This window comes from Wolbachia endosymbiont strain TRS of Brugia malayi (assembly GCF_000008385.1).
In the GTDB taxonomy this organism is placed as follows: Bacteria; Pseudomonadota; Alphaproteobacteria; order Rickettsiales; family Anaplasmataceae; genus Wolbachia.
Map to the genome: position 1 here is coordinate 837,271 of NC_006833.1, position 13,307 is coordinate 850,577.

The 13,307-nt window shown below is 35.5% G+C and carries 5 protein-coding genes and 1 other RNA gene; all 6 read right to left on the bottom strand.

Annotation, left to right across the window (positions count from 1 at the left end; genetic code table 11):
- Positions 1–3: 3 nt before the first annotated feature.
- Positions 4–984, bottom strand: coding sequence for a phospho-N-acetylmuramoyl-pentapeptide-transferase (mraY, locus tag WBM_RS03880; RefSeq protein WP_011256841.1), 981 nt, complete (start codon positions 982–984; stop codon positions 4–6).
- Between the two features lie 75 nt (positions 985–1,059).
- Positions 1,060–3,183, bottom strand: a complete 2,124-nt coding sequence (locus WBM_RS03885; protein WP_011256842.1) for a DNA translocase FtsK — start codon at positions 3,181–3,183, stop codon at positions 1,060–1,062.
- On the bottom strand, positions 3,184–3,462 hold the full coding sequence (locus WBM_RS05525) for a YggT family protein (RefSeq protein ID WP_011256843.1): 279 nt from the start codon (positions 3,460–3,462) through the stop codon (positions 3,184–3,186).
- Positions 3,463–3,677: 215 nt separating this feature from the next.
- Positions 3,678–4,115, bottom strand: a complete 438-nt coding sequence (locus WBM_RS03890; RefSeq protein ID WP_011256844.1) for a ClpXP protease specificity-enhancing factor SspB — start codon at positions 4,113–4,115, stop codon at positions 3,678–3,680.
- Between the two features lie 23 nt (positions 4,116–4,138).
- Positions 4,139–4,474: a transfer-messenger RNA gene (ssrA, locus tag WBM_RS05530) on the bottom strand.
- A 284-nt stretch (positions 4,475–4,758) separates the two neighbouring features.
- The gene (locus WBM_RS05535; RefSeq protein ID WP_011256845.1) at positions 4,759–13,278 is read right to left on the bottom strand and encodes a DNA-directed RNA polymerase subunit beta/beta'; all 8,520 of its coding nucleotides are present in this window, start codon (positions 13,276–13,278) and stop codon (positions 4,759–4,761) included.
- Positions 13,279–13,307 lie beyond the last annotated feature (29 nt).

Genomic DNA, 13,307 nt, shown 5'->3' on the forward strand with positions numbered 1-13,307 from the left:
TTTCTACAACAAGAAAGCAACAGTAAAAACTGAACAGACAATAGTAATTATCAAAAATTTTATAACTATTTCGTTTTCTGACCATCCCTTCTTTTCAAAATGGTGGTGTATTGGTGTCATAAGAAAAATCCTTTTTCCTTTTCCATGCTTAAATCTTGTATATTTGAAGTACAATACCTGAATAACAACAGATAAAGTCTCTATCACAAAGATTACCCCAATAACAGCAAAAAGCACTTCTCTTTTAATTAGAACACTGGTTAATCCTAGAGCTGCACCAATTGATAAACTGCCAATGTCACCCATAAATATCTTTGCTGGATGTGTGTTAAACCACAAGAAACTTAAAGTCGCTCCTATAAACGTGATGCAGAATAGGATAACACTTATATCTGCTCGAGTCATGTATGCAACTAATCCCAAAGAAACAAAAGAAGCGATGATTTGAGTTGCTGCAAGGCCATCTAGGCCATCTGTAAGATTCACAGCGTTAGAAGAGCCGACCACTATAAATGCAGCAAATGGAGCATATAGGTAGCTAAAGTCGATCATTATTCCTTTAAATAGGAAAGTTTTTGTAAAATCTTCAGTAAAGTATAACTTAAATACAGACATACCAACCAGGGCAACAATAAATTGGATGAGTATTTTAGTTTTTGCGCTTAGCCCTCGATAGCTATTCGCTTTTAACTTTAAATAATCATCAATGAACCCAATTAGAGCGAAGGATAGAGTTATAGATACTAGCAATAGAATCTCTGGTGTTGACTGAACCCAAAATAAAATTGGTAATAAAGAAGAAGTCAGTATTACTACCCCACCCATGGTAGGGGTATTTCTTTTTGTAATTAAATGATTTTCTGGACTGCATAACCTGATGGGTTGTCCATTTTTGCTAATTTTTTTTAGAAACTTTATAAAATAAGGAGAAAGAATAAACCCAAAAATAAATGAGGTGAAAAATATTTTTGTAGGTAAGTTCATCTACCTATTTAAATTCACTGATTGAATACTGCATTGGATACTCATAAATATATCATAGTGCAGAGATATTGGTAATCATTCTACCAATATCTCTCTCTTTCCTAAGTAATTTGGAGCGCTAATAATACCTTCTTTTTCCGTTCTTTCAACAATATTTGCAGCTCTGTTGTAGCCTATTCTAAGCTGTCGTTGAATGTAACTAGTTGAAACTTTTTGATCCCTTTGAATAATAGCCACTGCTTGCTTGTATAGATCATTCTCTTCACCCTCTGTTTCACCTTTTAGTTCCGCAGAGGAATTTTCATCTTCTTTGGTGATTTCTTCCATGTAGTTTGGTTCACCTTGCATTTTCAAATGATCAACTATATTTTGCACTTCTTCATCACTCACAAATGGGCCATGAACTCGAATAATCTTACCGCCAGAAGCCATATAAAGCATATCACCCATACCGAGCAACTGTTCAGCCCCTTGTTCACCAAGTATTGTTCTGCTATCTATTTTAGAAGTGACAGCAAAACTGATTCTTGTTGGAAAATTTGCTTTTATTACGCCTGTTATCACATCTACAGATGGACGTTGTGTTGCCATTATAATGTGTATTCCTGCAGCACGAGCCATCTGAGCTAAACGTTGAATAGAACACTCTATTTCCTTACCAGCAACAAGCATCAAGTCTGCCATTTCATCTACAATTACTACAATATATGAAAATGTCTCCATTTTGATTGGCATCTTTTCAAATAAGGGTTTACCTGTTGTTGAGTTAAACCCAACCTGTACAACACGCTCCAGTTCTATCCCGCTATTTATCGCTTCCGTGATTTTTTGGTTATAGTTTATTACATTGCGTACATTCAAATAAGACATCATGCGATAGCGATTTTCCATTTCTTTTACTATCCACTTAAGAGCAATAACAGCCTTTTTTGGCTCTGTTACTACTGGTGTTATTAGGTGTGGTATTGCATCATATATTGAAAGCTCAAGCATCTTTGGGTCGATCATTATCATCTTACACGCGTCAGGACTTAATCGATAAATGAGTGAAAGAATCATAGTGTTAATTGCAACTGATTTACCAGATCCTGTGGTTCCAGCAACAAGCAAGTGAGGCATTTTAGCCAGATCAGCAATAACTGGTTTTCCACTTATTTCTTTACCAAGCGCAATTGGAAGGTTTAAATTTGCATTTTGATATTCTAATGATTCAAGTAAGTCACGCAGCATGACGATTTCTCGTTCCTTGTTTGGTAATTCTATTCCCATAGCGTTTTGTCCACGAATTATTGAAATACGTGCAGATAATGCACTCATTGAACGTGCAATATCGTCTGCAAGGCCAATTACTCTTGCAGACTTTGTGCCAGCTTGTGGTTCAAGTTTGTATAAAGTTACAACTGGTCCATAACATACACTAATAACTTTTCCTTGCACACCGAAATCACTAAGGACCTGCTCCAGCAGAGATAAATTCTTATTACTCTCCATTTCATTCAGCCGCTTTCTCTGCAAAGATTCCTCTGCTTTAGAAAGTAAGTGAATGCTTGGAAACTTAAACTCGCTGGAAGATTCAAAGATCTCTCCAATAACTTTTTTCTGCCTTTCTTTTGGTTGCTGTCTAGTAGTAATTTGAGCTCTGTGTTTTTCTTCCACTACTAATGGTGGAGTCGGATACTCAGCGGCTTTATATAACCTAAAAAACAGAACCTTTGCTAAAAGAGAAGCTACTTTTTTATATAAGAGGAATAGCAAGTAAATTGTCCTCTTCCAACCAATTAGCCCTACAATACCTGTTGACGTTGCTATTATGAATATGTAAAAAGGGCAGTTATTAATTAGTATATTTCCTATTATTCCACTGTGCATATACCTTGCAGTGATACCTAGTGAAAGTTGTGGTAACATAGCGCATATTCCTAAGTTGATTAATACTGAGTAGAGAACTTTCAGTAGCCTTTTTGATGGTCTGAAGATCAAAAAACAAATTATAGTAGTGGCTACTGTAATACTAGTTAATCCAAGAAATTGAACTAATATATCAGCTAAATATGAACCTACTATTCCACCTAAATTCGTCACTTCTTTATCTGTGACTGTATTTAAGGATATATCTTTATAGCTATAGCTAAAAACTGATATATATATATATATTAAAAGTGATAGGTATATTGCTGCTTTTAGATATTTTTTTAGCATCTACTTAAAGTAGTAAGTCATTGTATATTTTACAAAGTGAATTGCTATTAGCAATATCATTATAGATAAATCCAACCCGTTGAGTGGTCGTATATACCTTCTGATAACTTTTAGCGGTGGATAGGTGAGCCGGTTCAAAGTGTGCATTATGTTGCTTACAACTTCGTTATACATGTTTACCACATTAAGCTTGATTAGCCAATCCAGAATAATCCAACATATTAGAATGAAGCTATAAAGATCAAGTAACATGTTGAGTAAGTATATGATTGGATGCATGCGTATCTATTACATGAAAATTATATAAAAGATAAGTATTTAGGAGTTTTAAATCAATCCCCCTTTTCAAATTCAAAATATTTTTATCCTAAGTTAAAAAATGTGCCGGGAAAGTGACTGTATAGAAATATATTTAAAACTTTGGCAGTAAGTCAAACAATCCTACCAGCTTATTTTTTATTTACATATTATATTTTCAAACATCCCACAAATAATTACCTATCATGCAGTTGGTCTATGGATATAATACTACCATTTGATGAGTTTTCAGTACATTTTTCACTTTTATATTCTTTGTCAAAATCGACATTGATTTTGTCAAATATTAAAACATCCCCTGAAATTTTATCATGAAATTCACTAATAGCAAAAAACGGCACGGTGATTTGCTCTTGTTTTCCATGAAAACTTAAACTAACACTAAATTTATCCTCAAAAACTTCCAAACCATAAAATTGATGCTGTAATATAATAAGCATTTGAGTAGGATATGACTTTCTTAAGTAATCTGATATGACAACATCATTAAAATACGTGAAAAATAATATTTCTAAGTTAGGAGTGAAGCTATTACCTGATATAACATCTAAAGCCTTTTTGATAACTTGAAACTTGGCAGAATTGAGTAATTTTTTGTAACCTATCTTATCCATATAAGTTTTAAACACGTGAATTCTGGGGGGAACTTCTGTTACCCGGCGTTCCCTAAGCCGTGCTTATAGTAATGAAGTTATAGTGCTTAAATTAAGCAGCTACCGCAACATCACCTTCAGCAGCAAAATTATCGTTTGCGTTTAAACTATGAACTCTTAGCGGTGGTATCTAACCGAGCAAAGTTACCATCTTTACTATGCATGTCGATTCTTATTCGCCCCCATGTAAATTAAAAACATGGTGGAGGCGCCGAGTACTGCCCTCGGGTCCAATACACCTATTACAAGGTAATTTTATTGCCATAGTGTATAAAATACACATAGTTATTGTATAGTAATATTTAATAAATGTCAAGATATTTTACTTTAAGTTAATCAATAGCTAAAATAAAATTAAGATTTCCAGAAAAAAATTACTTCTCCTGCTACCGATGTGATCATAATTGCAGTAGAGATATTTAGACAGCTAGAAATCTATCTTCGTCCGCAGATCTTTTTCATCTACACCTAAAGTAACTTAGATCTACCAATAATTTGATAAATCGTTGCCCCGTTACTTGTGAGCGGAATCTATGCTAAGCCACGCCAATGTTCACACAGTCATAAACAGTATGCCCGTTTTTGTTAGCTATATTTAATTTGGCTAATTATAACGTGATTCTGCTACACTTTCTTTCTTTCCAGAATGCAAGTGGCAACCATTATCCTCTAACAATTTCTCGTCATAAGCTTCAATATCAAAATATTTTTCATATTTATCCATATTATCACAAAGCGAAAGTGCCCTGACCTTACTCATAATCAAACCTGTACCAGCAGGAATTAATCTTCCTACTATAACATTTTCTTTTAATCCACTTAAAGGGTCTTCTTTTCCACAGAATGCTGCTTCTGTTAGCACTTTCGTTGTTTCCTGGAAAGAGGCAGCAGAAATAAAGGATTTAGTTTCAAGACTTGCTCTAGTAATTCCTTGCAAGATAGGAAGATAACAAGCAGGCCGCTTGCCAGAGTTACTCATAACATCATTTCCCTTATCAACTTCCAACTTGTCAATGCTTTCGCCGACCAAGTACATAGTATCACCAGGATCAGTAATTTCTACTTTCTGCAACATTTGCTTTAATATCACTTCTAAATGCTTGTTGTCTATACGAACACCCTGCAATCTGTAAACTTGCTGTATTTCAGAAATCATATAGTGCGCTAAAGCTTCTAATCCAAGTACACGTAAAATATCATGGAGATCAGGATCACCATCCATTAACAGATCACCTTTACGTACAAAATCACCCTCATTAACTATCACGTGTTTACTTCTTGACACCAAATACTCAATTGGAGAAATCTGTTCATTCAAAGGTTTTATGAGTACGCTACGTTTTCCTCTCCGATCTTTCTCAGAAAATACCACATGACCATCTATCTCACTAACAATGGCATGTTCTCTAGGGCGCCGTGCTTCAAACAACTCTATAACTCTCGGCAAACCCCCAGTAATATCACGGGTTTTAACTGACTCCCTTGGCGTTCTCGTAATAACGTCACCTGCATGAACCTTCTGGCCATCTTGCACATTGAGTACTGCACCAATTGGTATGAAATAACATGCTTCAATACCGCTTGCAAGTGTCATCACTTTACCGTTATCATCAAGTAGCACTATGCGAGGACGTAAATTAGCTCCACCGGAGTACAGTTTCCAATCTTTTACTACTTTACTTGATATTCCCGTAGATTCATCCATAACTTCAGTGATTGACACCCCATCTTTTAAATCTTGATATAACACTGTACCAGTCTTTTCCGTGATAATAGGTAATGTATAAGGATCCCATTCTGCAATCTTATCACCGATTTTTACTGACTTACCTTCATCTACACAAAGTTTAGCACCATAAGGTATACTATGCCTTAACTTCTCACTACCAAGACTATCAATTAACACCACTTCACAAGAACGACTTATTGCAATTTTATCCCCATTTTTGTCTATAATTATGTTACTGTTACTCAATTTTATTTTGGCATTAATAGAAGCTATAATATTTGAAGACTCAACACCTCTAGTCATTACTCCACCTATGTGGAAAGTACGCATCGTTAACTGAGTACCCGGCTCTCCAACAGACTGAGCAGCTATTACACCAACTGCTTCACCTATTGAAACAATTTTACCAGTTGCAAGATCTCTTCCATAACACAAAGAACATACTCCTGGACTTACTTCGCAAGTTAAAGGTGATCTAATTTTTACAGCATCAAGACCTGCAATATTGATTTGCTTTACCTTATCCTCATCAATTAATTCTCCTGCTTTCACCAATAATTCTTTTGTCACTGGATTATATATATCATTTGCAGCTGTTCTGCCCAGCACAACACTTTCTAGAGATGCAACTATAGTGCCTCCTTCAACTGTAGCTCTCACAACAAGACCATTTTTTGTTTTACAGTCATGCTTTGTAACTATACAGTTTTGAGATACATCAACTAAACGACGAGTTAAATATCCAGAATTAGCAGTTTTAAGCGCAGTATCAGCAAGACCCTTACGTGCACCATGAGTAGAATTAAAATACTCAAATACGTTTAATCCTTCACGGAAGTTAGAAATTATAGGTGTTTCTATGATCTCACCAGAAGGTTTAGTCATGAGCCCTCGCATCCCAGCTAGCTGCTTCATCTGTGAAGTAGAACCCCTTGCACCAGAATTAACCATCATGTACACTGAATTATACTTACTATTTCTATCATATACAGATATTGATTTTAACATGTCATTAGCTATCATATCTGTACATTTAGACCATTCGTCTATAACCTTATTATATCTCTCACTTCTAGTTATTAGCCCGTCTTGATATTGCATAGAGAACTTCTTGATTTCACCCCTCGCATGATCAACGTGTTCAGCTTTAGTTTCAGGTATAACCAGATCACAACGGCTAAAAGAAATGCCAGAAAACGTAGCATACTCAAAGCCAAGTACCATTAACCTATCAGAAAATTCCACCGTAGCACTCTGACCACAGTTGCGGTATATCAGATCAACTATACTAGTTACTTCTTTAACTGTCAATACCTGATTTACAAGATCAAAATTTAGATTCTCATGTTTAGGAAAAATCTGCCATAATATTAAGCGACCAGGAGTTGTGCGAATAGTTTTATAGCAAGTTTCGCCTTCGCTATTCGTATACTCTATTCTATATTTTATACTAGAATGAATATGTAAAGTACCATCACTTAAAGAATGCTCAACTTCACCAAAAGTGCCTAAAAATGGCAAATCATCACCTTCTTTATCAGTTTGTTCCTGTAAAGTTAAGTAGTATATACCAAGTATTATGTCTTTACTAGGGACTATAATTGGTCTGCCATTAGAAGGGCTTAAGACATTATTGGTTGACATCATTAGCACCCTTGCTTCAAGTTGAGCTTCCAATGAAATCGGCACATGTACTGCCATTTGATCGCCATCAAAATCTGCGTTAAATGCTGTACAAACAAGTGGATGAAGTTGTATTGCTTTGCCTTCAATAAGGATTGGTTCAAAGGCCTGAATACCAAGCCTATGTAAAGTAGGTGCTCTATTTAGCAAAACAGGATGCTCTTTTATCACTTCTTCTAACATATCCCAAACTTCTGGCTTCTCTGCTCTTATCAATTTACTAGCAAACTTGATAGTTGGAGCCATACCATACAGCTTAAGCTTTGAATAAACAAAAGGCTTAAATAATTCAAGAGCCATTCTTTTTGGTAACCCGCATTGATTCAACTTTAAAGCTGGCCCAACGACTATTACAGAACGTCCAGAATAGTCTACCCTTTTTCCTAAGAGATTTTGGCGGAAACGGCCTTGTTTTCCCTTTAGCATGTCGCTAATAGATTTTTTATATCCAATAGCACCAGCTTTATTTGTTAGAGCATTGCGACGGCTATTATCAAAAAGAGAATCAACTGCTTCTTGTAACATCCTCTTTTCATTACGAATCATAATTTCAGGAGGATTCAAGCTTAATAATTTCCTCAATCTGTTATTTCTATTAATAATAGTCCTATAATGATGATTTAAGTCAGAAACTGCAGGGCGACCACTTTCAAGCGATACTAAAGGACGCAAGTCAGGTGGTAAAATAGGTATAGTTGTAAGTATCATCCACTCAGGTCTGTTTCCAGATTTAATAAAGTTTTCAATAATACGTAATCTCTTTATAATTTTCTTTCTTCTTATTTCAGAAGCAACAGACTCTAATTCCAGTCTTAAATCCTTCCTGATTTGATGTAAATCAAGACAAGTCAGCAACTCTCTTATGGCTTCAACACCCTGCATAGCTACGAAACTATCGATACCATAGTCATCTTTAGCCTCATTATAAATTTTCTCACTAATAATCTCACCCTTTTCAAAAGGAGAAACAAGGGGATCTATCACAATGTAATTATCGCTATACAAAATATTCTCAATATCTCTGAGAGACATGTCTAATAATGCTCCAATTCTTGAAGGGAGTGACTTCAAAAACCATATATGGGCAACAGGGGACGCAAGCTCTATATGACCCATTCTTTCTCTTCTTACTTTAGAAGATGTAACTTCTACTCCACATTTTTCACATATGCGGCCTCTGTGTCTTCTTTTTTTGTATTTTCCACACAAACATTCATCGTCATTGACTGGACCAAAGATCTTAGGACAAAATAATCCACCTTTCTCAACTTTGAATGTACGATAATTTGCAGTTGAGACGTCTTTTACCTCGCCGTAAGACATAGATTTAATATTCTCAGGGCTAGCAATCGATATACCAATCTTATCAAAAGACTGTGCAATGTTAGTGTGAGATATGTCTTCAATAACAACATTATTTTGCTTTAAAGCCACATTTAAACATAAAGAACGTAGTTCTTTTATCATTACATTGAAAGACTCAGGAGTCCCACATTCAAAGTTGCTGTCACCTTTTATTATCGATTCATAAATCTTAACCCTGCCATTAATATCATCAGACTTCACAGTTAGCATTTCCTGTAAAGTATAAGCAGCACCATAGGCTTGCAATGCCCAACACTCCATTTCACCAAAGCGCTGACCGCCAAAATGGGATTTTCCTCCAAGAGGTTGCTGAGTAACCAAACTGTAAGGCCCTACTGAACGCGCATGAATTTTATCATCGACCAGGTGGTGCAGCTTAAGCATGTACATATAACCAACCGTAACCTTACGGTCAAATTTCTCACCAGTGCGGCCATCATATGCCTCAGTTTGTCCAGAAGGATCTAAGCCAGCAAGTGTAAATAATTTTATTATATTTTTATCCTTTGGACCTTCAAAAACAGGTGCAGCAACAGGAATGCCATTACGTAATTTATGTGCAAATTCAATCAAGTTACTATTGCTAATATCACGAATATTATTACAAATAGATACGTCACTACCACAGCTATAAACCTCAATGAGGAAGCTACGTAAGTTGTCGTACGCACTTTTGCAAGAGTTTAAATAATTTTCCACTAATGCGTTTAATTCATCATTTAGTAAGCCTTTATTAGGTATATTAACAAGGGAATCTGTTATTTCATCATCTCTAACCTCTTCAGTTTTTTTATTATCAAAATACACCGCTGCAAATTTCGCAAAGTTATTATCATCAAGAGATCTAATTTCCTTACAGAAATCACTGTTAATCTTGTTAATTTCATCCAGAATGTTGCCTACTCTTTCTCCTAATTTTTTGCAAGCCCAACCTACATGAGTTTCCAATATTTGCCCAACATTCATTCTTGATGGAACACCAAGAGGATTCAGAATAATATCAACAGGGGTACCATCTTCCAAATAAGGCATATCTTCCACTGGTACAACTCGAGAAATTACCCCTTTGTTTCCATGTCTACCAGCCATTTTATCTCCTGGCTGCAGACTATGCTTTACAGCAATGAAAACTTTTACCGACATCAATACACCTTGAGGCAAGTCATAGCCTTCATCTAACTTTTCTACTTTTTGTTTAAACTGTGCTATTGTATTCGATACTTTTTTATCAAAATCTTTTTTTAAATTCTTAACTTGTTCAGAGATAGATCGATTTTTTAATCCTATACCCCACCATTGTTCACGTTCAATAGCGTCGAGTTTTTCTTGATCTTGAGAGCAAGAATGAACAAGAAGTTTTTTCAGTTCGTCATAGAAATATTCACTAGCAACATTGATTATATAATCTCGCTCCTTTTCTAAATCATTCATTTCTTTCTGCTTGATAAGCAGTGCCCTTTCGTTTTCTTCGACCCCTCTACGTGTAAAGACCTGTACATCAATTACTGTTCCTTCAACGTCTGGGGATGTGTATAAAGAGGAGTCTGCACAATCGAATGACTTTTCACCAAAAATCGTCATTAATAATTTTGTTTCAGGAGGCAATAAAAGGGAAGGTTTAGGTGTAATTTTACCTACAAGAATATAGCCTGGACCAACTCTTGTACCAATTTTTACTATACCACTATTATCTAAGTGATATAGATTTTCTTCATTAACGCCAGGTATAGCACGAGTTATTTTCTCTGACCCTAAAGGAGTATCGTGCACAACACATTCGAATTCTTCTATATGTATTGAAGTGAAGAGATCTTTTTTAACAATTTCACTGGAAATAATAATAGAGTCTTCAAAGTTATAACCTTGCCAAGACATAAAAGCGACCAGCAAGTTTTGACCAAGTGCTAGCTCACCACTGTTAATTGCAGGGCCATCAGCTATTACATCACCCTCTTTAACATAATCACCTATACGTACTAGCGGTTTTTGATTAATGCAAGTATTATGGTTAGAGCGTTGAAATTTTTTTAAATGATAAATATCTACGCCAAGATAGTTAACCCTTTCTTCATCAAAAGCACGTATAACTATAGAGTTACTATCAGAACTATCAACTATACCGTCGCGTTTTGCTAAAACTACAGCACCAGAGCCAGAAGCTACAAAAGACTCTATGCCAGTACCCACCAAAGGAGCAGTAGGCTTCAATAAAGGCACAGCTTGACGTTGCATATTTGAACCCATTAATGCCCTATTAGCATCATCATTTTCTAAAAATGGGATCAAAGAGGCTGCAACTGATATTACCTGTTTAGGGGATACGTCAATGTAGCTCACTTGATCACTGCTGACCATGACAAAATTACCAGCATATCTACAGTATAGCATGTCGTCGATAAAACGATTATTATTGTCAAGCTTTGCGCTGGCATCAGCTATATAATATAAACCTTCATCTATGGCAGACAAGTACTCAATTTGATCAGTGGCAACTCTATTAATTACTTTTCTGTAGGGGCTTTCAATAAAACCATATTTGTTAACTCGTGCATATATAGCTAAACTATTGATCAACCCTATATTTTGCCCTTCAGGAGTTTCAATAGGACAAATCCTTCCATAATGAGTTGGATGAACATCTCGCACTTCAAATCCTGCACGATCTCTCGTTAAACCACCAGGACCTAATGCTGACAACCTCCTTTTATGTGTTATTTCAGATAACGGATTAGTCTGATCCATAAACTGAGATAATTGAGAAGAGTTGAAGAAATCCCTTAAGACATTAGTTAACACTTTTGGATTAATGAAGTCAGGTGAAGAAACTTTATCTAAACTAGAAGTAGACATAGAGTCAATTACTGCACGTTCCAGCTTTAATAGCCCAGCTCTAAACTGATTTTCTATAAATTCTCCAACTGACCTTACTCTTCTATTTCCCAGGTGATCAATGTCATCCACAGATCCTTGGCCGTCACGTAGCAATACTATCTTTCTTACAATTTCAATAATATCCTCATGTGTTAAAACAGTTAAATCCTCATCATAATCTAACCCAAGATAAGAGTTAAGTTTCAATCTACCAATGTTAGATAGGTCGTAATACTCAGGGTTAAAGAAAAGATTATGAAAAAACTCTTCTACTATTTCTAACACAGGAACTTCACCAGGACGCAAGACCTTGTATATTTCATACAGCGCGTCCTGATAAGACATGTTTTCGTCTAAGAAAAGCGTGTTTAATATATAAGGACCGACAGACAAATTATCGATGTTTAGTACTGATATTTCACCTATGGACAACAACTCAAGCTTTTTTACATCTTCTATCTTTATAGATTCACCAGCAGATAAAATTTTCGTAGAGCTAACACTATCTATTAAATCTTCTGCAAGGAATAAACCACATATAGAATCAAAAGGTACTAAGTACTCCTTCAATTCGTCATCATGTAGCTTTTTAGCCAATCTTGAGGTAATACGAACATTAGCCTTAAACAACACGTTACCTTCAACATCCATTAAGTCGAAAGGTAATCTAACCCCCTTAAATTTGTCAGGAACAAACGGTACTTTCCAACTATTCTTATATTTTATGTATTTTATCTTTTCATAAAATCTATCGAGTATATCACTATTTGATAAGCCCAATGCTTTTAATAAGACTGAGATTGGTAATTTTCTTTTCCTGTCAATACGAAAATACAAGAGGTCTTTAACATCAAATTCAATATCAAGCCAAGAACCTCTATAAGGAATAACTCTAGCGGAATAGATTAATTTACCAGAGTTGTAGGTTTTTCCCTTATCGCTATCGAAAAATACACCAGGAGACCTATGCATTTGCGAAACGATTACTTTCTCTACACCATTAATGATGAAGGTACCTTTATCGGTCATCATTGGCAACTCACAGAAATGGACCTCTTGTTCCCCTATAAACTTTATAATGGTTGAAAGCTTAGAATGATCTCCACTCCCTTTAATCGATTTATATTCGTCAAGGGAAATACCATCCTGCATAATAACAAGGCGTATAGAAGCAATGACTCGAGCAGAAAAAGTTATACCACGCTTTATACACTCAGACTCATCGTACTTAGGATTATCTATCCTACAACTTATAAATTCAATAGTAGCCCTGTGCAAAGGATCGTTTATCGGAAAAACTGAACGAAAGATAGACTCAAGTCTTTCATTACCATGATTTCCAGGAGTAAACGACTTGTATGACTCTTTTTGAACTTTAACTAAATCCAATAAAGAGTCTTTTAAATCAATTGACCTAGAGTAAGAAATCCTAGGAATAAAAGCATTAGAAGCACACATATAAGAAGAATCAACCATTAAAACACCTCAAATTAACTAAAAGGGGC